24 protein-coding genes are annotated in these 24,417 nt (G+C 63.8%); 8 read left to right on the top strand and 16 right to left on the bottom strand.

Annotated elements, in window-relative coordinates:
* Window positions 1-771 precede the first annotated feature (771 nt).
* Window positions 772-1,437 (bottom strand): uracil-DNA glycosylase family protein, encoded by a 666-nt coding sequence (locus OSH05_RS04285; protein WP_165801449.1) that lies wholly within the window; start codon window positions 1,435-1,437, stop codon window positions 772-774.
* Between the two features lie 93 nt (window positions 1,438-1,530).
* Between OSH05_RS04285 and OSH05_RS04280 the strand changes: the two genes are divergently transcribed.
* Window positions 1,531-2,160, top strand: a complete 630-nt coding sequence (locus OSH05_RS04280) for a hypothetical protein (protein ID WP_165801450.1) — start codon at window positions 1,531-1,533, stop codon at window positions 2,158-2,160.
* Window positions 2,161-2,820: 660 nt separating this feature from the next.
* On the opposite strand, the gene OSH05_RS04275 is transcribed toward OSH05_RS04280, so the two are convergent.
* The 6 genes from OSH05_RS04275 to OSH05_RS04250 all read right to left on the bottom strand — a co-directional run bounded on the left by OSH05_RS04275 (window position 2,821) and on the right by OSH05_RS04250 (window position 8,021).
* Window positions 2,821-3,261, bottom strand: a complete 441-nt coding sequence (locus OSH05_RS04275) for a lipid-binding SYLF domain-containing protein (protein WP_104217689.1) — start codon at window positions 3,259-3,261, stop codon at window positions 2,821-2,823.
* 195 nt (window positions 3,262-3,456) lie between these two features.
* Window positions 3,457-4,284: a carbohydrate ABC transporter permease gene (locus tag OSH05_RS04270; RefSeq protein ID WP_104217416.1), complete on the bottom strand. Its 828-nt coding sequence runs from the start codon at window positions 4,282-4,284 to the stop codon at window positions 3,457-3,459.
* Window positions 4,281-5,177, bottom strand: a complete 897-nt coding sequence (locus OSH05_RS04265; RefSeq protein WP_104217417.1) for a carbohydrate ABC transporter permease — start codon at window positions 5,175-5,177, stop codon at window positions 4,281-4,283. Before OSH05_RS04265 ends, OSH05_RS04270 begins: the two co-directional genes overlap by 4 nt.
* Before the next feature lie 68 nt (window positions 5,178-5,245).
* Window positions 5,246-6,529: an ABC transporter substrate-binding protein gene (locus OSH05_RS04260; protein ID WP_104217418.1), complete on the bottom strand. Its 1,284-nt coding sequence runs from the start codon at window positions 6,527-6,529 to the stop codon at window positions 5,246-5,248.
* Between the two features lie 26 nt (window positions 6,530-6,555).
* Window positions 6,556-7,284, bottom strand: coding sequence for an SIS domain-containing protein (locus OSH05_RS04255; protein ID WP_104217419.1), 729 nt, complete (start codon window positions 7,282-7,284; stop codon window positions 6,556-6,558).
* Window positions 7,281-8,021: a GntR family transcriptional regulator gene (locus OSH05_RS04250; RefSeq protein WP_104217420.1), complete on the bottom strand. Its 741-nt coding sequence runs from the start codon at window positions 8,019-8,021 to the stop codon at window positions 7,281-7,283. Before OSH05_RS04250 ends, OSH05_RS04255 begins: the two co-directional genes overlap by 4 nt.
* A 110-nt stretch (window positions 8,022-8,131) precedes the next feature.
* Between OSH05_RS04250 and OSH05_RS04245 the strand changes: the two genes are divergently transcribed.
* The gene (locus OSH05_RS04245; protein ID WP_104217421.1) at window positions 8,132-9,118 is read left to right on the top strand and encodes a nitrilase family protein; all 987 of its coding nucleotides are present in this window, start codon (window positions 8,132-8,134) and stop codon (window positions 9,116-9,118) included.
* Window positions 9,119-9,123: 5 nt separating this feature from the next.
* Here the strand turns inward: OSH05_RS04245 and ccoS are convergent, their stop codons facing one another.
* From ccoS to ccoN, 8 genes are all read right to left on the bottom strand, one after another.
* Window positions 9,124-9,285 (bottom strand): cbb3-type cytochrome oxidase assembly protein CcoS, encoded by a 162-nt coding sequence (ccoS, locus tag OSH05_RS04240; RefSeq protein WP_104217422.1) that lies wholly within the window; start codon window positions 9,283-9,285, stop codon window positions 9,124-9,126.
* Window positions 9,282-11,588, bottom strand: coding sequence for a heavy metal translocating P-type ATPase (locus OSH05_RS04235; RefSeq protein ID WP_165801451.1), 2,307 nt, complete (start codon window positions 11,586-11,588; stop codon window positions 9,282-9,284). Before OSH05_RS04235 ends, ccoS begins: the two co-directional genes overlap by 4 nt.
* A gap of 10 nt (window positions 11,589-11,598) precedes the next feature.
* Window positions 11,599-12,093 carry a FixH family protein gene (locus OSH05_RS04230; protein ID WP_104217424.1) on the bottom strand — a complete coding sequence of 165 codons (495 nt, stop codon included), beginning with the start codon at window positions 12,091-12,093 and terminating at the stop codon, window positions 11,599-11,601.
* Window positions 12,090-13,649, bottom strand: a complete 1,560-nt coding sequence (gene ccoG, locus OSH05_RS04225) for a cytochrome c oxidase accessory protein CcoG (RefSeq protein ID WP_104217425.1) — start codon at window positions 13,647-13,649, stop codon at window positions 12,090-12,092. The genes OSH05_RS04230 and ccoG overlap by 4 nt, the downstream gene beginning before the upstream one ends.
* Before the next feature lie 144 nt (window positions 13,650-13,793).
* On the bottom strand, window positions 13,794-14,693 hold the full coding sequence (gene ccoP, locus OSH05_RS04220) for a cytochrome-c oxidase, cbb3-type subunit III (RefSeq protein WP_104217426.1): 900 nt from the start codon (window positions 14,691-14,693) through the stop codon (window positions 13,794-13,796).
* A complete protein-coding gene (locus tag OSH05_RS04215; RefSeq protein WP_104217427.1) occupies window positions 14,683-14,850 on the bottom strand; it encodes a cbb3-type cytochrome oxidase subunit 3 in 168 nt (55 codons plus the stop codon). Before OSH05_RS04215 ends, ccoP begins: the two co-directional genes overlap by 11 nt.
* On the bottom strand, window positions 14,847-15,611 hold the full coding sequence (gene ccoO, locus OSH05_RS04210; RefSeq protein ID WP_104217428.1) for a cytochrome-c oxidase, cbb3-type subunit II: 765 nt from the start codon (window positions 15,609-15,611) through the stop codon (window positions 14,847-14,849). The genes OSH05_RS04215 and ccoO overlap by 4 nt, the downstream gene beginning before the upstream one ends.
* A 10-nt stretch (window positions 15,612-15,621) precedes the next feature.
* Window positions 15,622-17,232 (bottom strand): cytochrome-c oxidase, cbb3-type subunit I, encoded by a 1,611-nt coding sequence (gene ccoN, locus OSH05_RS04205; protein ID WP_104217429.1) that lies wholly within the window; start codon window positions 17,230-17,232, stop codon window positions 15,622-15,624.
* A 267-nt stretch (window positions 17,233-17,499) separates the two neighbouring features.
* Here ccoN and OSH05_RS04200 point away from each other — a divergent pair, with 267 nt between their 5' ends.
* The 6 genes from OSH05_RS04200 to OSH05_RS04175 all read left to right on the top strand — a co-directional run bounded on the left by OSH05_RS04200 (window position 17,500) and on the right by OSH05_RS04175 (window position 22,712).
* Window positions 17,500-19,890: a phosphoketolase family protein gene (locus OSH05_RS04200; protein WP_104217430.1), complete on the top strand. Its 2,391-nt coding sequence runs from the start codon at window positions 17,500-17,502 to the stop codon at window positions 19,888-19,890.
* A 99-nt stretch (window positions 19,891-19,989) separates the two neighbouring features.
* Complete coding sequence (locus tag OSH05_RS04195) at window positions 19,990-20,565, top strand: hypothetical protein (RefSeq protein ID WP_133163047.1); 576 nt, start codon at window positions 19,990-19,992, stop codon at window positions 20,563-20,565.
* Window positions 20,566-20,881: 316 nt separating this feature from the next.
* Window positions 20,882-21,226, top strand: a complete 345-nt coding sequence (locus OSH05_RS04190) for an ArsR/SmtB family transcription factor (RefSeq protein ID WP_104217432.1) — start codon at window positions 20,882-20,884, stop codon at window positions 21,224-21,226.
* 60 nt (window positions 21,227-21,286) lie between these two features.
* A complete protein-coding gene (locus OSH05_RS04185) occupies window positions 21,287-21,769 on the top strand; it encodes an SRPBCC family protein (RefSeq protein WP_104217433.1) in 483 nt (160 codons plus the stop codon).
* A 36-nt stretch (window positions 21,770-21,805) separates the two neighbouring features.
* Window positions 21,806-22,240: a VOC family protein gene (locus OSH05_RS04180; RefSeq protein ID WP_266352051.1), complete on the top strand. Its 435-nt coding sequence runs from the start codon at window positions 21,806-21,808 to the stop codon at window positions 22,238-22,240.
* Between the two features lie 4 nt (window positions 22,241-22,244).
* The gene (locus tag OSH05_RS04175) at window positions 22,245-22,712 is read left to right on the top strand and encodes an SRPBCC family protein (protein ID WP_104217690.1); all 468 of its coding nucleotides are present in this window, start codon (window positions 22,245-22,247) and stop codon (window positions 22,710-22,712) included.
* A gap of 526 nt (window positions 22,713-23,238) precedes the next feature.
* Here the strand turns inward: OSH05_RS04175 and OSH05_RS04170 are convergent.
* Window positions 23,239-24,408: a CaiB/BaiF CoA transferase family protein gene (locus OSH05_RS04170; protein WP_407660345.1), complete on the bottom strand. Its 1,170-nt coding sequence runs from the start codon at window positions 24,406-24,408 to the stop codon at window positions 23,239-23,241.
* Window positions 24,409-24,417 lie beyond the last annotated feature (9 nt).

Here is a 24,417-nt window from a genome sequence, read left to right as displayed (position 1 = left end):
CCCCGCCGGCTTGTCGCCGCGAGGGTGAATCGAAGAGGTCGCGCGGGGCGGCCGGCTGCCGGCGCAGAGGTGGCGCGCCGGCGATGAATTCGAAGTGGGTTGCTCCGACCGCCCCTGACGGGCAGCCGGTGCCCCGCGCGGACGCGTTTTCCGGCCTCGAGCCGATGGACCGCGGGTGTTTCGTGGCTTCAGGTCACCCGCACGGCGAATCCCACGCCGCGCAAGAGCACGGCGCCGCCGCTCGGCCGCGTCCACGGCCTCGGCGCATCGATCTTCAGCCGCCGGAAGGTCAGGGCTCGTGACACCCCACCCGCCGGCCCGCCCATCCCCACCCGCAAAACGGAACGACCGGTTCGCCCTCTTCGGGGAGCGGGGATGGGAAGGAGTATGCGCCCGGTTGTGGGGGGCGGGGATAGATTATTGGATTATGGCGTATCGTCAATAGGTTACGGCAACCACAGTTACGGTCTCCCCCTTAACCCGCCCCTGGGGGCGTGTCGAACCGGCCGCCGCCGCTTGTCATTCCGCACTTCAAGCCAACGGTCGGGCATGACTGGTTGCGACCCAAGTCAGCCATTCGCGCCGAACAGCGGGGCACCCGATACCTGCCGTTTATTCCGCACCTGCTTTGGGCTCAAGCGGAGCCGCAAGCAGATGGTGCGATTAGTGACGATCAAGTCCGACTGGTGCCATTGTCCGCAGCGGCTCCGTAAATCGTGGAACTTCACACTATCCACCGGTGGGCTTCTATCGGACGCGAAATCAGTCCGATTAATTCAAGCCTGCGAGACGCTCCGCAGTGCGCGCGGTATCGCAGAACTTGGCGATATAGTCTTGGAGCGCTGCCGACTTATACTGAAGTATGTAGCGAGGATGCTCAACGACCAGCACATGCGTGAAGATCCCAAGCTCGTCGTTCAACGATTTCAGGACCTTGCTATTTTCGCCTGATCCGATGATGACGAGCACGTTGCGGTGGCCCACATCGGCCTGCCGTCGAACCTGATCCGGGATCGCCGCCATGACTTCGTCCGGCAGGTCCTTGTCATAATAATTGCAGTACTTGTCTTTTTTCAAGATCGAAAGCGGATATGCCGCGCCGGCATAATGCCTTGCATAAAATGCTTTTGGCCCACCATAGGCGTCGATAAACTGGTAAAAGAAATCAGCCGTCATCTCGCGGCTCTTGCTGAAATCGTTCGCGATACCGCACTTCTCGAGCAAGGCAAAGCCGTCGGTATAGGGCACGCCGGTCGAAGTTGGGCGAACCCGGCTAGGGTTGATCCCGAGCCAGAATATTCGGTTCTGGTCGTCATCATAATATGTACGGCAGAACGTCGCCACAGCCTTGCGACGCTGATCGTCGGCGATTGGGGATAATAGTGCAACTTCGGGGGTCGCCCAGCGAAAGCGCTCAAGCGATTCATAGAATTCCATTAGCCTAGACCCGAAAGTCAAAGTCATACCAAGATCCTTTATGTGGCCGACATTTACGCTCGTCGCCGCGACTAGTGAGAAGGAATGCTCGCGATGGATGATCTGGTCAAGGAAGAACAGCGGGAGTTTTTCAAAGACAATCGCGCCGGGTGCGCCTTTGCTGCTTTCGCGGCGAAGAACCCAATCAAATATGGATGGCGATCGGTCGTCACCGAGGTTAGCCCTGAAGCGATCGGCGTCCATCTGCGCGACGCGATCGCCAGCCCCGAAACGCAAGTGTTGTCACTAATTTTCCCGTCCGTGGAAGGTGCCACCGACGTGCTGGAGCTTACGGGTGCGTGCCTAAAAACGGAGCTATTCCTTGATGAGGGGTTCGACAGCGAGACGCTTAAGTTCATCAGGCTGCGTGCACGTGTCGGCGAGGATTTGTCGTGGGTGACGGGCTTCGGTCCATTCAAGTTCCTGCCGTTGACACGTCAGGCGCCGTATTGCGAACTAACGATTCGGGTGAAGCCGCGGCCGGACTATGAGTGGCACTTCAAGCCGCCGATCGATGGCGTAATTCATCTCGCCGACCTCGATATGGTCGATCTCAGTGAGAGGAACCTCAAGCGCCTTTGGAAGGTCTCATTCGAGAAGACGCAGGAGATCCTCGGCCATGCCCCAGATGAGGAGAGTGCGGCGAAAACCACCTTCGTGGTCCCAATTGAACGCATCATCTAGGAATGTCCTGCCTAAGCAAAGCTAGGAAGCCATCAGCCAAGTTCATCGTGACGGATCGATATGACTGGCTGAGATGAGCGCAAGCGCGAGGAACAGTCTGACTGAACGTCCCATATGGGGGCGCGTTGCTGTCGAATTGGATCAGCCAACTTAATTTCCGCTTTCCTAGGTTCGCCGTCCAAAAGCGGCTAGGCAAGAATCCACCCCTTTATTGTCATTCACCCCTTGGCCTAATCGCGACCGCTTTCGAGAAAGCCTCAAACCGACTCGAACGACCGAAATGAGGGCGCGGAGCCCAACCACTAATATTGGCAGCCGGCCGACTTCCGCTTCTGGTGCAAAGCCAAATGCCTGCCCCCAGACCGGTCGGGCGCGCGCGATCTGGAGCGGCTCATGGCTTGTCGCAATCGGGCGTCGAATACCGGTCCGGCCAAACAAAGCTCCGTCATCCCGGGCTCTTGACCCGGGATCCATTCAGCAGTGCTGCTGTTTATTGAAGCTCCCACGAATCCGGCTGCATGGATCCCGGATCAAGTCCGGGATGACGGCGGAGCGGGTTGAGTCGTCTGTGCTTCAATCAAAGCATCAACATCACTGGCCAGCCGCTCGGGAGAGCCGCGAGCCGGACAGGTTGGTAACAGCCCGACCTCCGTGCGACCCTCACTTCACCGTAATAGCCATGCCGCTGAGATCGGCGTTGACCTGGAGGCCTACCTGCTTGCCGGAAAGTTCGAGCTGGGCGCCCTTTTCGTTGGTCATGACGATGACCTGGGCTCCCTTGCCGGCCGCGCCGCCACCGCCCGCTGCCGCATAGACCCCGGACACGTCGCTCGCGCGGTTGATGTTGCGGACCGTGCCCTGGAAATAGGTCTTGGAAGCGCCGAACGCGAGACCTCCAGATAGGCCGGCGATCGAGATGGGATAGCTGCGGCCCTTGAAGGTCAGCGTGCCCTCGCCGCCGGAGCCGCCGACGAAGAAAGCAGCCTTGTAGACCGAAAAGCGGATCTTGCCGGTATCCGCCTGCGCGGCGCCGGCCGCGCTGATGGCGAGGCCGGCGATCACGGCGATGGCAGCGGAGCGAATTCGGGGCGAGATGTTCATCATGACAATTCCTCAAGAGGAGCCTCTACCGAGTGGCCGGGCTCGTCGGCATCGTATCAAAGCTACAATGGAACCGTCTCGTCACGGATTGGTTCCAAGCGCAGGTTTGGAGTTCGCAAGGAAGCGGGGAGGGCAGCGCCATGGCTCCGAAATGCCGGGCCGATGCCGCCGACATTTCGCAAGCAACAAGCGCCGCTACTTCACCGCCCCTTCCGTCAGCCCCGACACGAACCAGCGCCCGACAAAGGCGAAGAATATCACCACGGGGACGACGGAGAGCGTGGCGCCGGCCAGCAGCAGGCCCCAGTCGATCTGGTATTGGCCGATGATGCCGGAGAGGCCGACGGGGAGCGTGCGCTTGGCGTCGGAGAGGATGAGGACCGAGGCGAAGAGATATTCGGTCCAGGCTGAGACGAAGGCGAAGATGGCGATCGAGGCGAGGCCGGGGCCGAGCAGCGGGATCAAGATGTACCAGGCGGTGGCGGCGAGGCCGGCGCCGTCGATCGACGCGGCTTCCTCCAGTTCCTTCGGCAAAGAGGCGAAGAAGGTTCGCATCATCCAGATCGAGAAGGGGAGGGCGAAGGTGACGTTGACGATGACGAGCGCGGCGCGCGTATCGATCAGCCCGGCTTTCGCGAACATCAGGTAGATCGGGATCAGGATCACGATCGAGGGGAAGGCATAGGCGACCATGACGGCGCGATAGAGCGCATCGCGGCCGCGGAATTCGAGCCGGAAGAAGGCATAGCCGGCAAGCGTCGCCAGCACGACGGTCAGCAGCGCCGAGACGGACGAGACGAGGACGGAATTGCCGAAATAGGTCGGGAAGTCCGAGGTCGCGAGCAGCTTCTGGTAATGCTGGAGCGTGAAGCTCTTCGGAAACCAGCTCGGCACGCGGTTGATGATTTCGCGCGGAAGCTTGAACGAGGACGAGGCGACGAGATAGATCGGCACCAGCACCAGCGCTGCCAGAACGGCGAGGCCGGCGATGAGCGCGATCCAGCCGATCGGTCCGCGCTTCATCGTCCCGTCTCCTTCGGCGCCAGCATTTTGAGGAGCGCGAGCGCGAGGCCGATCATCAAGAGGCTGGCGATCACCGACATCGCCGCCGCCTCGCCCATGCGATAGGCCTTGAAGGCAGTCTCATAGATGAGGACGGGCAGCGTCTGCGTCGCCCCGGCCGGCCCGCCGGCGGTAAGCAGCCAGATGACGTCGAAGACATTGAAGGAGAGCAGCGTTCCCATCACTGTCAAGACCAGCAGCGTCGGCTGCAGCAGCGGCCAGGTGATCTCGCGGAAGCGCCGCAGCGGCCCGGCGCCATCGACGGCCGCCGCCTCATAGAGATCGCCGGGGATGCGCTGCAGGGCGGCCAGCAGCATGACGGCGACGAAGGGGAACCAGCGCCAGGAATTGATCGCGATCAGCGTCGAGAAAGCCATCGGCCCATTGGCGAAGAAGCCGACCGGGCGGTCGATGATGCCGAGTTGGATCAGCAGCGGGTTGATCATGCCGCCGGAGGGCGACAGCAGCCAGCGCCAGATGATGACCACCACCACGGTCGGGATGATCCAGGTCAGGATGATCCAGATCCGGGCGATCTTCACGCCGGGGAATTTCTGGTTGAGCACCAGCGCGGCGGTGAGCGCCAGCACGGTCTGGACCAGTGAATTGCCGAGTACCCAGACGACCGAGTTGCCAAGCGAGCGCCAGAAGACGGCATCGGAGAGGATGGCGACGTAATTGTCGGCGCCGGAGAAGGGGCCGTCCGAGCCGATGACGCGGATGTCATGCAGCGAGATATTCACCGCCGAGACGATCGGCAGGATCAGCGTCGCGGCCAACAGGCCGAGCGGCGCGGCGAGCAGATAGAGGGCGATCCGCCCGTCATTCCTGCCAGCGATACCCGATTTGGTCATGGGCGGCTTCCGGGCGAAACCCGGCGAGCGAAAGGCTCGCCGGGATAGACTGGGAACGATGGATCGCTTTACTTCGTCGCCTCGACCATGCGCGCCTGGCCGGCCTTGACGGCGGCGGCAGGGTCTTCGCCATTGATGACGACCTTCTGCAGCGTCTCGGCGAGGATGTTCTGCGCCGAGATCGGCCCGATCGCCGGGAAGACGCGGCCATCGGTGAAGCCGAACAGCTTGCCATTATGCGAATTGGCGATCATCTGCTCGACCTGCGACTTGTATTTCACGACCAGCGGATCGCTCCAGAAAGTCGTGGCCTTGGCGCCGTCTTCCGTGACGGGAAGAAAGAGGCCGGGCTCCATGGTCAGGAACTTGCCATAGGTCTCCGGCTCCAGCAGATAGGCGATGAACTTCTTCGCGGCATCGCGCTTCGCTGCATCCTTGGAGAGGATGATCGCCGCGTTGGAATAGGCGATCGTCGCGGAATCCGCCTCGCCATCGGCATGGGGAACCGCCGCGATGCCGAGATCGGCCGCGTCGCCGCCGCCCTGCTGGTCATAGGTCGAGATGACCGAGAACTGCAGGATCGACGCGCAGGTGTCGGAAGCAAAGCAGGCCTCGGCTTCGCCCCAGGTCCAGTTCGCCGCGTCGGGCGAGGTGAACTTGTAGAGGTCCTTGTAGAAGGCGTAGGATTCCACCGTCTTCGGATTGTCGAAGGCCAGCGTGCCGTCGGCGTTGAAGATCTCCGACGCACCATTGTTGACCATGATCGCATAGGTCGTCTGGTCGGTATAGAGCTGCTTGTTGCCCGGAAGGCCGGTACCGACGACGCCGTCCTTGGAAAGCTTCTCCGTAGCCGCCTTCCACTCGGTCCAAGTCTTCGGAACGTCCACGCCGGCGTCAGCGAAGGCTTTCTTATGATACCAGTAGTTCAGGCTCATATTGTAGAGCGGAACCGCCCAGACGCCGCCATCATAGGAATAGGGCTCGACGGTCGCCGGGATGAAATGATGCTTGCCGTCGAGTTCCTTCACGAAGTCGGCAACCGAATCGAGCTGGCCAGCCTTGCGGATGACGGTGGTGAAATCGGGAATGGCGAACAGGATATCGGGAGCATTGCCGGCTGCCATCGCCGCCGGAACCTTGGCATAGACCTCACCCCAGCTCTGCGGGTCCTGGCTGACCTTGATATCCGGGTTCGCCGCATTGAAGGCGTCGATCAGATCCTGGATCCGCTGCACCCGCTGCGGCGGCTGTTCCATGTGCCAGAGCTTGACCTCGGTCACGGCGAAGGCCGGGACGGTGGCGAGCAGCGAAAGCGTGAAAGCGCCCGAAAGCGCCAAGCGTTTGTTAAGCATCGTTCTTTCCCTCTGTTGCCGCGCCCTTAGAGGTGCGGATTGCGCGCGCCATATCGTTCCGCGAGCTTTTTGTTGCGCTCGGCCGCTCCCGGCATATTGGCGCTTCGATAGACCGGGGCGTCTTGACCTCGTGCGATGAGATTGGCCGCCGCCTGGACGAGCACGGCGTTGAGCAGGGCCGCGCCGAGCACGGTCGAAACCGGACCGGCCGAGACTTCCTGATCGAGCGCGACAATGGCGTCACCCGCTGGCGCGCCCGTGTCGAGAACTACGTCGGCGACATCGGCGAGGCGTTGGCGGCCATTCGCCGCCGCGGTGGAGTAGGCGACCGAGGTGACGCCGATGACCGGCGTGCCGCGGTCGCGGCCATAGCGCGCCGCCTCGACCGGCACGGCGTTGACGCCGCTGGTCGAGAAGACGAAGAGCGCGTCGTTCGGCGAGAGCGGGTAGCGGCTCATCACGATCTCGGCGAGGCCGCTCATCCGCTCCATCTTGGTGCTCGCCAGCGCGCCTTCGTGCAGCATGGTCGATGTCGAGAGGATCGGCACGACGCAGGCGAGCCCGCCAGCGCGGAAATGGCCTTCCTCCGCCATCAGATGCGAATGGCCGGTGCCGAAGATGTAGACGAGGCCGTCGCGGGCGATCGCCTCGGTGCAGATCGAGGCGGCGCGCTGGATCGCTTCGGCCTGGCTCGTCGCCGCCTGGGCGAGGAGGGACTGGGCGCCACGGAGATAGGCGGTGGCTGCGTTGCTCATGCGTCGGTGCTCCCGGGGGCGAGACGGACGCGCATGGTGAAGCGGTCGCCGCGATAAACGGATTGAACGAACTCGATCGCCCGCCCATCGGCGGCAAGGCTCCGGCGCGTCATGCGCAGCACCGGAGCGCCGGCGGCAAGATCGAGAATGGCGGCATCGGAAGCGCCGGCGGCGCTCGCCTCGAAGGTATTTTCCGCCTCGACGGGCAGGATGCCATAGACGCGCTTCAGCGTGGCGTAGAGCGAAGCCGAGGCAAAATCGGCGGCGTCGAGCAGTCCCGGCGCGAGGTCGGCCGGAACATGGGCGCCTTCGAGTGCAACGGGGACGCCGTCGGCCTGGCGAAGGCGGAGCAAATGATAGACCTCGGAACCGGCCGCGATCCCGAGTTCGGCCGCGACCTCGCCGGAGGCATCCATGCGCCGCGCCGCCAGAACCACGCTGGAGGGGCGCCGGCCGGTGCGCCGGACCTCCTCGGTAAAGCTCGTCAGCGTCTGCAGCCGCTGGTCGATCCGGTTCGTCGTCACGAAATAGCCGCGCGCCTCGACGCTGGCGATCACGCCCTGCTCGACCAGCGCCTTGAGCGCGCCGCGCGCGGTCATCCGGCTGACGCCGAATTCGGCGCTGAGCTCGCGCTCGGAAGGCAGGCGAAGGCCGGAAGCGAGCTTGCCCGAGCGTATCGCCGCGAGAAGCTCGTCGGCGATACGCCGGTATTGCGGTGTGGCTTGACGGTCGGACATGAATGCTCTGGTATAGACCGATTGGACCGGTATATACCACGATCGTTACGGCGACTTGTCAAGAGGCTGCCGATCTCGACGGGACCGGCCGACATTTCGGAGGAGACCTCATGCCGACCGTCCGCTCTGCCAGCGTCCAGTTTCGCCATCGAGCCAACGACAAGCCGTACAATCTCGGCGTGATGGACGGCTTCGTCGCCCGCGCGGCCGAAGCCGGCGTCGCGATCCTCGCCTTCCCGGAAATGTGCGTCACCGGCTACTGGCATATCCGCAATGCCGACCGGGCGCTGATCGACAGCCTCGCCGAGCCGGTGCCGGAGGGCCCTTCGACCCGTCATGTCTCCGCGCTGGCCCGCGCCCATGGCATGACGATCGGCTTCGGCCTGATCGAGCGCGGCGAGGATGGGCGGTTCTTCAATGCCTATGCCGTCTGCCTGCCCGACGGCACGGTGCATTGCCATCGCAAGCTGCACGCCTTCGAGAACGAGCATATCGCCAGCGGTGACCACTACACGGTGTTCGATACGCCGCATGGCGTGCGGATCGGCGTCCTCATCTGCTGGGACAACAACCTCGTCGAGAATGCCCGGGCGACCGCGCTGCTCGGCGCCGATATCCTGATCGCGCCGCACCAGACCGGCGGCTGCAACTCTCGCAGTCCGGGCGCGATGGGGCTCATCGATCCGGCTCTATGGTCAAACCGCGAGGCGGACCCGGCGGCGATCGAGGCGGAATTCCGCGGCGACAAGGGCAGGGGATGGCTGATGCGCTGGCTGCCGTCGCGCGCGCATGACAACGGCATGTTCCTGATTTTCTCCAACGGCGTTGGCGAGGATGATGGCGAGGTCCGGACCGGCAACGCGATGATCCTCGATCCCTATGGCCGCATCCTGACGGAGACCTGGAAAGCGGAGGACACGATGGTCGTCTCGGATCTCGATCTCGACCTGCTGCCGCTGAGCACGGGTCGGCGCTGGATTCGCGGCCGACGGCCGGAGCTCTACGCCCCGCTGACGGTAGCGCAGGGTTTCGAACTCGATCCCCGCGCGGCGCGTTTTTCGTCGGAGCCGACGAGGCGCCGGCCGGGCGCGTCCTGATCGCCCTACGCCTTCCGATCCGGCGGCGGAGCCTCGTCGGCGAGGATACGGAGCGCGTCGCCGTCGAGATCGTCGAACTGCCCGTTGCGATAGGCCCACAGGAACGCGGCGAGGCCGAGCGCGCCGAGGCCAAGCGCTACGGGTATCAGGAACAGGAGATTGTTCATCCGAATCGTACCTCCTGGCGCAAGGCGCGGCCTGCCGCCTTCGGCTCTTCGTCCTGTGGCTCCGCGACTGGTTGCCGGAGCTTCAGGCGCAAGCGCAGCGAATTGCCGACGACGATCATCGACGAAGTCGACATCGCGATCGCGGCACCCAGCGGCGTGACGAGGCCGATAATCGCCATTGGCACGGCGATGATGTTGTAGAGAATGGCGAGCGCCATGTTCTCCCGCACGCAGGCAAGCACGGCCTTCGAGATCAGATAACTATCGGAAACCGCGCCGAGCGAGCGGCCCGTGAAGACGAAGTCGGCGCTGGCACGGCCGACTTCCGAAGCGTCGGACGGCGTTATCGAGACATGAGCGGTACCGAGCGCCGGCGCATCATTGATGCCGTCGCCGACGAAGAGGGCCGGGCCATTGGCCGCCTGCAAAGCTTCGATCCGCTCGGCCTTGCCGGAGGGGCCGATGCGCGCGGCGATGTTGGCCTCCGAGAACCCAAGCATCGCGCCGACGGCCGCGACGCTGGCCGGTGCGTCGCCGGAGAGCAGATATCGCGGCAGGCCGCGCTGATCGAAAGCCTGCATCGTGGCCCGGCTTCCCGGTCGCAATTCCGCGCGGATCGTGAGCCGAACCGGGGCCTGGCCTTCGATGGCGAACCAGAGATCGCCATGTCGGTCGGAGGTGTATGTGGCCGCGATTTCGAGCGCCCAATCCTGTCGCCCCAGACGCGCGCGCCTGCCGGCGATCCGCCCTTCCATCCCGTAGCCGGGACGCTCGGCGAGTTCGCTCGCCGCTTCCGGGATTATGCCGCGACGGCGGGCTTCGCTGGCGACAGCGACCGAAAGTGGATGGCGACTCTGCGAGGCCAGCGCCGCGATCAGGCCGAGGTTCTCTTCCGAGAGGTCGTCATCGAGTTGCAGGGTCGGCAGCGTCAGCGTGCCGGTCTTGTCGAAGATGACCTGCTTCACTTCGGCCATGCGCTCGAAGGCCGAGCCGGTGCGGACCAAGATGCCGCGCCGCAGCAGCACGCCGGCGCCGACGACCTGCGCCACCGGGACGGCGAGCCCGAGCGCGCAGGGGCAGGTGATGATGAGAACGGCGACGGCCGCCGAGAACGCCGCATGGGCGCCATGCCCGGTGGCGATCCAGCCGACGAAGGTCAGCGCCGACGCCAGATGGACGAAGGGGGCGTAGATCGAGGAGATGCGGTCGGCGAGCCGCACATAGGAGGCCTTGCCCTGCTCGGCCGCCTCCATGAGGCGCATCATCTCGTGGATGAGGCTGTGATCGGCATCGGCGCGCGCCTCGAAGTGCACCGGAGCTGCCAGATTGAGCGCGCCGGCCTCGACCTTGTCGCCGCTGCCCACCGAGACGGGAAGGCTCTCGCCCGTGGCCAGCGATCGGTCGATGTCGGTCGCCTGGCCGTCGAGGAGCACGCCGTCGACAGGAAAGCGTTCGCCGGCGGCGATCTGCAGAACCATGCCGGGACGGATCTCCTCCACGGCGACGAAGTCGGTGCCGCCGTCCGGGCCGACACGAATGGCACCGCGTGCGGCGAGCCGGCTCAGATTGTCGATGCCGCTCCGCGCCTTCTCGCGCATCACGTGATCCAGCACGCGGCCGATCAGCAGGAAGAAGATCAGCATGACCGGCGCCTCGAACCAGGTCTCGCCGCCGCCGATGGTCGCCTCATAGACGCTGTTGCCGAGCGTCAGAAGAACGCCGATCGCGATCGGCACATCCATGTTCAGCCCGCCTCGCCGGAGCGCCGACCAGGCCGAGCGGAAGAACGGGCGGCCGGCATAGAGCACGGCGGGAACCGCGATGAGCCCGGAAATGAGCTGGAACAGCGTGCGCGTCGCATGATCCGCGCCGGCCCAGACCGAAACGGAGAGCAGCATGACGTTGGCCGCGCCGAAGCCGGCGACGACGAGCGCCCGCATCAATTGCGACAGCACCGGGTCGCGGCCGTCGCTCTCGCCGGCGCCAAGCATGGCAGGATAGCCCAGCCGTTCGATGGTGCGGACGATGTCGAAAGGGTCGGCGAGCGCCGCCGTCGTCGCGACGGCGACCCGCCGGGTCGAGAAATTGACGCGGGCCGAGCGAACGCCCGTGATGGCAGAAAGTCCGGCTTCGAGCGTCGAGATGCAGTCGGCGCAATGGATCGATGGCACGGTAACGACATAGTGGACGAGACCGGCACTGTCGGTCCGGCCGGAACGGGCGAATTCCTCGGCACGGAGCCGCCCCTCTGCGGCACGCACCGGTTCGTCATTGCCGATGGTCGGGGCGCAGCACGTGCTCATCAGCAGCGCCTCATGGCTTGGCGGCTGCGTCATCCGCGAGGATGACGCGGTGGCTGACAAGGTAGCTGTGGCCATCGTCTGCCGTAATGGTGATTGCGGCAAACCATGCGCCGGAGCCGAGCTTCGTCGGCAGGTGCACGGCGCCATCACCGCCGGCCACGGCCGTCAGGTCATGGTCGTCGCGATCGGTCGTTGGACGCGTCATCTCGACGTCGATCCGGCCGCGGATCGGGTTGCCCCTGGCGTCGCGCGCATCGACGGTGATGCCATCTTCTTTGACGAGAACATCGACGTTCCAGCCCAGCTCTGCCTGACGATGGACGGCGGCCAGCTTCTCGTTGAAATGCTGGCTCGCGACATAGGAGTTCTCGACCACCAGCCCGGCGAAGGAATGGGTTGCCGAATAGGCCATGTAGAAATTGACGACAATGATCACGCCAAAAAACGAGAGCATGATCAGGAGCATGTGCGTCCCGGTGAAACGGGGCTCGTCGGCGTTCGTCATCTTCCATTTTCCTTCGGCAGTTCGAAGACGGCGCTGCTATGGCTGGTCTCGCCAGAAGCCGCGTCGGTCGCGACAATGGTGAAGTCGATCCGCTCACGGGTGACCGGCTGCGCCGGCAGCGAAACCAGCAGGCGCAGCGTCTCCACCTGGTCGGGTGGCAGGGTGATTGTCGCTTCATTGCCCGCCACGATCCGGCCCGGCAGTGCAATGATCCCGTCGGGCAGGCCCTCGATACGCAGCTGAATATTGCGCGGCGTGTTCTCCATATTGGCGAGCTTCACAGTGTACGCGTTGCGGATGCCACCATCGGCGAGGCGCACATAGAGCGGGTTGCGGTCGTGCAGGACGGAACTCTCAAGCCGTGGCCGCGTCGCGAGCGACACGATCATGGCGACGCCGATCGCTGACCAGAGGGCCAGATAGATCAACGTGCGCAGCCGGACGAGATGGCGCCAGTTGAAATGGGCAACGCCCGGCTTCAGCGGGCCTGTGCCGCCCTCGCGCACGCGCGCCGGATCGATCGTCACGCCGTCGCCCCGCGCCAGCGCCATGTTGGCGTCGTAGTCGGCCAGCGTCGTATAGGAGATGAGCCCGTGTTCGCGGCCGATCTTGTCCATCACACCGTCGCAGGCGTCGATGCAGAGCGCGCAGGTGATGCATTCCATCTGCTGCCCGTCGCGAATGTCGATGCCCATCGGGCAGACGGCGACGCAGGCATTGCAGTCGACGCAGTCGCCGACCGATTCGCCCGCCGCCAGCGCTCTTTTCTGATGGCGCGAGCGCGGCTCGCCGCGCCAGTCATTATAGGTGACGGTGAGCGACTGCTCGTCCAGCATCGCCGCCTGGATGCGCGGCCAGGGGCACATATAGGTGCAGACCTGCTCGCGCATGAACCCGCCGAAGATGAAGGTCGTGGCGGTCAGGATCGCCACCGTCATATAGGCGACGGGCGCGGCCTGGAGCGTGAAGACTTCCTTCAGCAGCGTCGGCGCATCGGCGAAATAGAAGATCCAGGCGCCGCCCGTGGCTACGGCGATGAACAGCCAGACAGTATATTTGCTCGCCCGCTTCACGAATTTGTCGGCGGACATCGGCGCCTTGTCGAGGGCGATGCGCTTGTTGCGGTCGCCCTCGAAGAAGCGCTCGACGACGAGGAAGAGATCGACCCACACCGTCTGGGGGCAGGTATAGCCGCACCAGACGCGACCAGCGACAGAGGTGATCAGGAACAGGCCGAGGCCGGCCATGATCAGCAGCCCGGCGACATAGAAGAACTCTTGTGGCCAGATCTCGATGAAGAAGAAGTAGAAGCGTCGGCTCGCCAGATCGATCAGCACCGCCTGATCGGGCGAGTTCGGCCCCCGGTCGAACCGGATCCACGGCGTGACGTAGTAGATCGCCAGCGTCACCGCCATGATGATCCACTTCAGCCGGCGGAAGGCACCTTCCGCCCGCTTCGGATGGATCTTGGTTCTCGCGGCGAACAGCGGGCCGCGGCGGTCGGCACTATTGACCGCCTCGGCATTCAAGCGTTCGACGCTGTCCTGAAGGCTCATTCTATCCTCGGATCGATTGCGCGTGGGGTCGCAACCCTCTCAGTGAGGTTCACCCGGTTCGGATCCGGACGCCTTGATCGCAATCAAGCGCTCGGACGGAAGCGAGCGCCTCGCCGTCCTTGCGGACGGTGAGGGCTTCGTTGGTCAGTTGGTAGCCGGTGGAGCCGTGCCGCCGCCGAGCGAATAGACATAGGCGGCGAGTTCCTTGACGGCGACCGGGCCGAGCCTGGGTTCCCAGGCCGGCATGATGCCCATCTTCGGGTTGGTGATCTGCGCGATGATTGCGTTCTGGTCGGAGGAGCGAAGCCAGATGGCGTCCTTGAGGCTCGGCGCGCCGACATCCTTGTTGCCGGCACCGTCGACGCCGTGACAGCTCGCACAATTATCGGCGAACACCGTCTGTCCCTCGGCCGTGATGCCGAACCTCGGCGTCAGGCCCGACAGGGTCATGACATAGGCGGAGACATTGACGATCTGGTCGCTCTTCAGGATGCCGTCATGGCCGAAGGCGGGCATCTGCGAGACATGCGTGTCCGGATCGTCGCTGCGGATACCGTGAGCGATCGTGGTGCGGATCTGTTCCGGCGTGCCGCCCCAGAGCCAGTCGTCATCCTGCAGGTTCGGGAAGCCGACGCTGCCCTGCGCGCCAGCACCATGGCACTGGACGCAGTTCACGAGGAAGGCCGAGCGACCCGCGCGCGCCGCGAACTGGAAGAGATCCGGATTGGCAACGATCTGGTCCATCGACGCGGCGGCGATCTTGTCGCCGAAGACGGACTGCGCGGCCTGCGCCTCGGCGATCTCGGTGCGGACCTCCGCACGGGACGACCAGCCGAGCACGCCGCTCGTCGCCCTCGTCGCCATCGGGATCGCCGGATAGAGAACGACATAGACGATGGCGAACAGGATGCAGCCATAGAACGTCCACAGCCACCAGCGCGGCATCGGCGTGTCGAGTTCCTTGATCCCGTCCCAGCTATGTCCCGTCGTCGGGGTGCCGGTGAGTTCGTCGATTTCCCGGTCGGCTGTCTTCTCAGAGGCCATGGGTCTCATCCTCTCTGAACGGGATTTGGGCCGCGTCGTCGGCGAATTTCTTGGCATTGGGGCGGAATAGGGCGAACAGCGCGGCGCCTAGGAAGAAGGCGAACATGAAAGCCAATCCCCAGGAATCCGCGAATTCCCGCATGAAGTGGTAGTTCATGGGTTGTTGTCCTCTTTGGCGGTCGGGGCGGGATTGTAGGAATTCACATCCACCATCGTCCCGAGCACCTGGAGATAGGCGACGAGAGCATCCATCTCGGTGAGTTCGCCGGGATTGCCATCGAAGTCGCGGACATTGGCTTTCGGGTACCGGGACTGCAGCGCGGTCGGGTCCGTGTTCGGGTCCGCCTGAGCGCGAAGATCCGTCAGCGCATCCGCGATCATCTCGTCGGTATAGGGAACGCCGACGATGCGGTTCGTCTTCAGGTGCCCGGCGATGTTCGTCTCGTCGAGCGGCGTCTTCGCCAGGAAGCCGTAGGTCGGCATGATCGATTCCGGCACCACGGAGCGCGGATCGGTCAGATGGGCGACGTGCCATTCGTCGGAATAGCGGCCGCCGACGCGGGCGAGATCCGGGCCGGTGCGCTTCGATCCCCATTGGAAGGGATGGTCGTACATCGACTCGGCCGCCAGCGAATAATGGCCATAGCGCTCGACCTCGTCGCGGAACGGACGGATCATCTGGCTATGGCAAACATAGCAGCCTTCGCGGATGTAGACGTTCCGGCCGGCGAGCTCGAGCGGCGTATAAGGCCGCATGCCGTCGACCTTCTCGATCGTGTTCTGCAGGTAGAACAGCGGAACGATCTCGACGATGCCGCCGATCGTGACGACGGCGAAGGAGAGAACGAGCAGCAGCGTCGCGTTGCGCTCGACGACCTGATGGTTGAGGAACAGGTTCTTCGGGTTGAGGAAAGACATAGACCGGCTCCTATTCCGCCGCCACGACCGAGGCCGCGGCGGGTACGCTCTTCGCGCCGCGGACCGTCTGGATCAGGTTGTAGGCCATGACGAGCGCGCCGCTGAGGTACAGCAGGCCGCCGAAGAGGCGCATCAAATAGTAGGGATGCAGGGCCGCCACGGTCTCCGCGAAGGAGTAGACGAGGTATCCCTGCGCATCGAATTCGCGCCACATCAGGCCCTGCGTGATGCCCGAGACCCACATCGACGCCGCGTAGATCACGATGCCGATCGTCGCCAGCCAGAAGTGCCAGGAGACGAGGCGCAGGCTGTAGAGGCGATCGCGGTTCCACAATCTCGGGAAGAGATAGTAGAGCGCGCCGAAGGTGATCATGCCGTTCCAGCCGAGCGCGCCGGAATGCACGTGCCCGATCGTCCAGTCGGTGTAGTGGCTGAGCGAGTTGACCGTCTTGATCGACATCATCGGGCCTTCGAAGGTCGACATGCCGTAGAAGGCGATCGCGAGGATCATCATGCGCACGACGGGATCGGTGCGGAGCTTGTCCCAGGCGCCGGAGAGCGTCATCAGGCCGTTGATCATGCCGCCCCAGGAGGGCATCCACAGCATGACCGAGAACACCATGCCGAGCGTCTGCGCCCAGTCGGGCAGGGCCGTGTAGTGCAGGTGATGCGGGCCGGCCCAGATATAGAGGAAGATCAGCGACCAGAAGTGGATGATCGACAGGCGATAGGAATAGATCGGCCGGTTCACCTGCTTCGGCACGAAATAATACATCATGCCGAGGAAGCCAGCGGTCAGGAAGAAGCCGACCGCGTTATGGCCGTACCACCACTGGGTCAGCGCGTCCTGCACGCCGGAGAAGACGGAATAGGACTTGGCACCGAGGAAGCTGACGGGGATGGAGAGGTTGTTGACCACGTGCAGCATCGCCACGGTGACGATGAAGGATAGATAGAACCAGTTGGCCACATAGATATGCGGCTCGTTCCGTTTGAAGATCGTGCCGAGATAGACAATCAGATAGGCCACCCAGACGACCGTCAGCAGAAGGTCGACATACCATTCGGGCTCGGCGTATTCGCGGCTCTCGGTGATGCCGAGCAGGTAGCCGGTGGCGGCGAGCACGATGAAGAGCTGGTAGCCCCAGAACACCCACCAGGCGAGGTCGCCGCCGAAGAGGCGAGCACGGCAGGTGCGCTGCACGACATAGAAGGACGTCGCCAGCAACGCATTGCCGCCAAAGGCGAAGATCACGGCCGAGGTATGCAGGGGGCGGATCCGGCCGAAGTTGAGCCACGGCTCAAAGTTCAGATGGGGAAAGGCAAGCTGCGCGGCGATCAGCGCGCCGACGAGGAAGCCGACAATACCCCAGAACATCGTCGCGATCGCGCCAGCGCGGATCACGCCGTCACTATAGGGACCGTCGTCGGACGCGCCGAAGATCGACACCGTGCGGCCTTCGCCGACTTCCGCCTTCAGCAGGAAGATCGTCGCCGTGCCAAACACGATGAACAGGATATAGGCGTGAGCCCGAAAAGCGGCGTCCGCTGCGAAGCCGGCGCCGAGAAGTGCGAGGAACGCGCCGAAGCCGACGACGATCGCCTGCATCCCGAATTTCATCGAAGACCCCCATCAAGGTGCGAATGCGGATTCGCCGCCCCTTTTCGGCGATCCCGTATGGCGGTCTTAGAAAGGGGGGAGGGGCGCCGCTTTGATATGTGTCAAAACTGTGCCCGTCCAAAACGTCGCGCCGTCCGATGCAAGGCGGAGGCGTGCGCCGTTGATTGGTGTCAACACGCCGAGATATCAGTCCGCTATTGATGCACTATCGGGTGGAACGGATCGGTTCCGGCGAAGGTTGGAAGCCCAGCGAGAGGAAAGCGCATCATGGAAAACGGGTCCGGGCTGCCGGCTGGAACCGACGCCGAGGAGTTTGACAGGATCGACCGCTATTGGCGGGCAGCCAATTATCTATCGGTCGGCCAGATCTATCTCATGGGCAATCCGCTCCTGAAGCAGCCGCTTCAGTTCGAGGATGTGAAGCCTCGCCTCCTTGGGCATTGGGGAACCACGCCTGGCCTCAACTTCATCTACGTCCATTTGAACCGGGTGATCCGCGCCCGCGACGTCGACGTTATCTATATCTGCGGACCCGGCCATGGTGGCCCGGGCATCGTCGCCAATACATGGCTTGAAGGAACCTATAGCGAAGTCTATCCGAACATCAGCGAGGACGAGGAGGGCATGCGGAAACTCTTCCGGCAGTTCTCTTTTCCCGGCGGCATTCCAAGCCACGTGGCGCCGGAAACGCCCGGCTCCATTCATGAGGGTGGCGAACTCGGCTATGCGCTGGTGCATGCCTTCGGTGCGGCCTTCGACAATCCCGACCTGATCGTCGCCTGCGTCGTTGGCGATGGCGAGGCCGAAACGGGGCCGCTGGCCGCGTCCTGGCACTCCAACAAGTTCCTGAATCCCGTCCATGACGGCGCGGTTCTGCCGATCCTGCATCTCAACGGCTACAAGATCGCCAATCCGACCATTCTCGGCCGCATGAGCGACGAGGAAGTGAAGAGCCTCTTCATCGGCTATGGCTATGAGCCGTTCTTCGTCGAGGGAAGCGAACCCGAGACGATGCACCGCGACATGGCAGCGACCCTGGACATGGCGTTTGATCGTATTCGCGCCATCCAGTCGGAAGCTCGCTCAGGAGCCGGCGCGCCGGAGCGGCCCCGTTGGCCGATGATCATCTTGCGCTCGCCCAAGGGCTGGACCGGCCCGAAAGAGGTCGACGGCAAGATGGTCGAGAATTTCTGGCGCTCACACCAGGTTCCGATCGCCACGGTGCGCGGCAATGAGGGCCATCTGAAACTGCTCGAATCGTGGATGCGTTCCTATAAGGCCGAGGAGCTTTTCGACGAGACCGGACGCCTCATTCCGGAGCTTCGGGCGCTGGCGCCCGCCGGGGCAAAGCGCATGAGCGCGAATCCTCACGCCAATGGCGGTATCCTGAAGCGCGACCTGCGCCTGCCGGACTACCGCACGCACGCCGTGGACGTTCCAGCGCCGGGCGCGGCGACCGCAGAGGCGACGCGGTCGATGGGGAACTTCCTGCGCGACGTGATGAGCCTCAACGCGGCGAGCCGCAATTTCCGCCTGATGGGGCCGGACGAGACGGCGTCGAACCGCCTCGACGGCGTTTTCGACGTGACCGACCGCGTCTGGATGGAGCGGATCGAACCCTATGACGTGCATTTGGCGCCCGACGGCCGGGTGATGGAGGTTTTGTCCGAGCATCTGTGCCAAGGCTGGCTGGAGGGCTATCTGCTCACCGGCCGCCACGGCTTCTTCTCCTGCTACGAAGCGTTCATCCACATCGTCGATTCAATGTTCAACCAGCACGCCAAATGGCTGAAGGTGACGCGGAACCTGCCATGGCGGCGGCCGATCGCCTCGCTCAACTATCTGCTCACCTCGCATGTCTGGCGCCAGGACCATAATGGCTTCAGCCATCAGGATCCGGGCTTCGTCGATCTCGTCGCCAACAAGAAGGCCGACGTGGTCCGCCTCTATTTCCCGCCGGATGCCAACACCCTGCTTTGGGTCACCGACCACTGCCTCAAGACCTATAACCGCATCAACGTCATTGTCGCGGGCAAGCAGCCGGCGCCGCAATGGCTGACCATGGACCAGGCGGAATCGCACTGCGAGATCGGCCTCGGCATCTGGGAGTGGGCCGGCAACGAGCCGGAGGACAGCGAGCCGGACGTGGTGATGGCCTGCGCCGGGGACGTTCCGACGCTGGAGACGCTGGCTGCCGTCGACCTTCTGCGCAAGGCTCTACCGGATCTGAAGATCCGCGTCGTCAATGTCGTCGACCTGATGGCGCTGCAGCCGGAGGACCGGCATCCGCATGGCCTCTCCGATCGGGACTTCGAGAGCATTTTCACGCCCGACAAGACGGTGATCTTCGCCTATCACGGCTATCCCTATCTGATCCACCGCCTGACCTATCGCCGGGCCAATCACGACAACATCCATGTCCACGGGTTCCAGGAAGAGGGCACGACGACGACGCCCTTCGACATGGCGGTCCTGAACGAGATCGACCGCTACCATCTGGCGATCGCGGTCATCGACCGCGTGCCAGGTCTGGGCGCCGCCGCTGCGAAGGTGAAGCAGCACTTCCGCGACAAGCTGATCGAGCACAAGCGCTACATCCGCGAGCATGGCGAGGACATGCCCGAGATCGCCGAATGGAAATGGCCCTATGGCGCGTGATCCAGGGCGAACAGGTGCAATCCGCGAACCCGGCGATCCGGCCTTGAAGGTCGAACGTAGAAGCCAGGAAGCGACCTTGGCGCGGGATTGGGAGCGGTTATGGCAGCGATCGGGAAAGCGAGCCGATTGCGGACGGTCTGGCGAGACATAGAGCGCTACGCCAGCCACCCGGACCCGCAAGCTGCCGCGTGCAACAGGATCGCGTTGATCGTTGCGTCCAACCAGCCGCTCTATCCCCTGTTCGTCCAGTGGGCAGCCGGCAATGGCGGCCAGGCGGCGATGCTGACGTGGTTGTCAACGCCACTGTTCCTGGCCGTTCCGGCCGTGGCGCGGTCCCATTCGCCGGCAGGACGAAGCCTGCTGACACTCGCCGGGCTGGCGAACACGCTGCTGGCCCTGGCGCTTCTGGGACCCGGCACCGGCGCCGCTCTCTTCCTGGCACCCTGCCTTGTGCTCGCGGGAATTGCCTTCCGGTCGGATGAGCGGTCATGGGCCCTGCCGCTGACAGCCTCCGCGGCGGTTGCCTGCCTCGTCGCGCGCTATTGGCCGTTTCCGCCGGTTGTCTCATTCGAACCCGGGGCGCAGGCGGCCTTGCTGGATCTCAACGTCATGGGCGCCGGCTCGCTGCTGATCCTCATCGGGTTTACTTTCGCGGCCGGCCGGCCGGCTTCATGAGATCGTCACCCATGCCATCGACGAATTCGCCGCGCTGATCGTCCCCTGGCGCGTGGCGCTCCATTTTATGCCCTGGCCCGGCTGTGACATCCTGAAGGAGCGTCGTCTTGCGGGCGAAGGGGCTCCGCGATGTCGATCCGACTGGCTTCGGCGGCTTCCGGCCGCGACCGTGCCGGCGGAGTAGCCCTGATCGCCAGAGGAGCGCTGGCAGGAAGGCCCGCCGAGCGATCGGCGGGCCTTCTCGCATGGACGGCCTTGATTCGAGGATCCAATCCCTATAATAAACCAACTCGTTACTTAACCTGATGGTTCATAAATGTCGGCCGATCCGCTCAGCACCACCCTCTCTGCCCTCGCAGACCCGACGCGTCGCGCCATCCTGGCGCGGCTGACGCTGGGTGAGGCCACGGTGACGGAGCTTGCCGAGCCTTTCGCCATGAGCCTGCCGGCTGTTTCGAAACATCTGAAAGTGTTGGAGCGCGCCGGGTTGATCACACGAGGCCGCGAGGCACAATGGCGCCCTTGCCGGCTCGACGCCGCGCCGCTCAAGGATGTTTCCGGCTGGCTCGAGAATTATCGCCGGTTCTGGGAAGCGAGCTTCGATCGGCTGGATCTCTATCTCCAGGAAATCCAGAAGGGAAATCCGGACGAGCGGCACTAGCGGGCAAAACCCGACGCGCCGCGTCGAGTGAAACATCAACGTCAGCGAAGGGAGGAACGCATGGCTGCCCTGGAATCGTTGCTGCCGCCGGTAGAGCGGGACCTCGTGATCACACGTCTTTTCGATGCCCCGCCGGAACTGGTCTTCAGGCTCTGGACCGATCCGGTGCATGCGCTGCGCTGGTGGGGACCACGAGACTATCCCCTGACCCGGATCGAGATGGACGTCCGACCCGGCGGACTATGGCGCGGATGCTTGACCTCCGTCGAGGATGGGGAAGAGCTCTGGCAGGGCGGCAAGCTGCTGGAGATCGAACCGCCACGCCGCCTCGTCTTTACCTTTGCCTGGGACGCGGATGGCGAGCGCGGCATAGAGACCGTCGTCAGCCTCGATTTCCTGCCTGAAGAGGGCAAGACGCGAATGCACTTCCGGCAGACGCCGTTCCAGTCCATGGCTGAGCACGACGGCCACAAGGGTGGCTGGTCGAGCACCTTCGACCGGCTGGACGATTTCCTGGCCGAGGTTCAGCGTGGCTCAAGCTAGGCGATATCGAACCGGCTACCCCACGGCCGCTTGATCATGACACGTCTCTGGAGTGACGCGATGCGCACCAATCCCTATCTGATCTTCAACGGAAATTGTCGCGAGGCGTTCGAGTTTTACGCCGGGCTGTTCGGCGGCCGAATCGAGGCGATCTCGACCTTTGCCGGCACGCCGGCCGAAAGCTACGTGCCGCCGGACTGGAAGGACAAGATCCTGCATGTCGAGCTTCGCTATGGCGACAATGTGCTCTTCGGCTCGGATGCGGGCGATCAGAACTTCCAGAAGGCGCAGGGCTTCGGCATCGCGATCGTGCTCGACGACATCGCTGAGGGCGAGCGGCTGTTCAACGGCCTCGCCGAGGGCGGCACGGTCAAGATGCCCTTCGGCGCCACCTTCTGGGCCAAACGCTTCGGAATGGTCGATGACCGCTTTGGCACGCCCTGGATGGTGAATTGTGGCCAGCCGGAGTGATGCGGTGCCGAACGTGCTGGATCGCCGCGAACTGACCATAACGCGCCTCTTCGACGCGCCTCGCCGGCTCGTGTTCGCCTGCTGGACCGAGCCGGAACGCCTCGCGATCTGGTGGGGTCCGGCCGGCTTCAGCAATCCAGTCTGCAGGGTCGATGCCCGGGCCGGCGGCGAAATCGATATCGTCATGCAGGCCCCGGACGGGCAGGAATTCCCGATGAGCGGCAGCTTCCGGGAGGTCGTGCCACCGGAGCGGCTGGTTTTCATCAGCCGGGCGCTCGGTCCAAACGGCGAGCCTCTCCTCGAAGGTTTGACGACGGTCACCCTGGAGGAGGTCAACGGAAAGACGAAGATGACGCTCCACACCGAAGCGACGGCGATCGCACCGATCGCGATCGGAATGCTCCAGGGCATGGAGGCCGGCTGGACGCAGAGCATCGAAAAACTGGCGGGGCTGGTAGCTTCTTCGAGCTAACTCCGGCCGGAGAGCCGGCCGAGGCGTCCTGTGCGCGACGGAGGTTGACGTGAACCACGTCGGCCTTCATTCGAGCCACGCGGCCGGCGAAGATATGGCGATCGACCGACATCGCCTGGGGATGTCGGTAGGCCTTAATCCGGACGAATTCAGTCTCATCCTGCTGAATTAGGGACTGCCGGATTGCGGTCGCATAATCCGCTACAATTGGAGTTACGGACGCGATGGCCAAAGAGGAGAGAGGCTTCTACTGGGCACTTCTCGTCATAGCGTATCCGGTATCCCTGTTGTCGGTGTTTGGTGTCTATGACTGGGTAAATGATATAGTTACGGGGGAGCAAATAAGAAAGCAAGTTGATCTATTTCTTTTATTGTCAGTACCGATAGCTTACGCACTTTCTTTATCTCTTTCGACGCTTTGTTTCGTTCGGGGAACGGCGACAATAAGGGTCGCGTCGGCGATATGCCTGATCTTGAGCGCTCTTTCGATTGCGGGGCTTGTGGGTCTATTCGCCTTTGACCGGGCCTACCTCGATTTCGGGCCGGATTGATCCTCGTGCTCGGCGATCTCGGCCCGAATCTCGTCGCCATGCTCGCCAAGACGAGGCGCCCGGCGGTCGAGATCGAGGTCCCCCGCCGATAGCTGGATCGGCGTGCGCACGCCGGGGATCCCGTCCGGATCGATTCGCATGCCGCGTGCCAATACCTGCGGATCGGCGAAGACGTCGGCGACGCTGTTGATCGGACCAGCCGGAACGCCGACCGCCTCCAGCGCCGAGAGCAGCGCGTCGCGGGTCCATTCGCGGGTCCGCCCGGCGATCCGCTCCGACAATTCAGGACGGTTGGCGACCCGAGCCGCATTGGTCGAGAAGCGTGGATCGCCGGCGAGCGCTTCTTCGCCGATCACCGCACAGAAACGCGCGAACTGCCCGTCATTGCCGACCGCCAGGATGAAATGGCCGTCGCTGACCGCGAAGGTTTGGTAGGGCGCGATATTGGGATGCGCATTGCCGAGCCGCTTCGGCGAGAGACCTGTCGTCAGGAAGTTCATCGCCTGATTGGCGAGCACGCCGGTCATGCTGTCGAGCAGCGACATGTCGATCTGCTGGCCGAGGCCGGTGCGCTCGCGCTGTGCCAGCGCCGCCTGGATGGCGATCACGCCGTAAAGGCCGGTAAAGATGTCGGCGAAGGCGACGCCGATCTTCTGCGGCTCGCCTTCAGGCTCGCCGGTCAGATCCATGATGCCGGACATGCCCTGGATCAGGAAATCATAGCCGGCGCGTTCGCGATAGGGCCCGGTATGGCCGAAGCCGGTGATGGAGCAATAGACGAGCCGCGGATTGCTGGCGCGCACGCTCTCATAATCGAGCCCGTATTTTTCGAGGCCGCCGAACTTGAAATTCTCGATGACGACGTCGGCGCCCGCGATCAGCTGCCGGACGGTCTCCAGATCCGCTTCCGCGCGGAAGTCTGCGACGATCGACCGCTTGCCACGATTGCAGGCATGAAAATAGGCCGCCGTCGTCTCGCCGCCATGTTCGATGAAGGGTGGCCCCCAGCGGCGCGTATCGTCGCCTTCGGGGCTCTCGACCTTGATCACGTCGGCGCCGAGATCGGCCAGCGTCTGACCGATCCAGGGCCCGGCAAGGATGCGGGCGAGTTCGATGACGCGCAGCCCGGCGAGCGGAGCCTCCATGATGTCCCC

It is taken from the genome of Kaistia algarum, assembly GCF_026343945.1.
In the GTDB taxonomy this organism is placed as follows: domain Bacteria; phylum Pseudomonadota; class Alphaproteobacteria; order Rhizobiales; family Kaistiaceae; genus Kaistia; species Kaistia algarum.
Note: the sequence above shows the minus strand (reverse complement) of the source record. Positions and strands in the feature narration are given on the sequence as shown.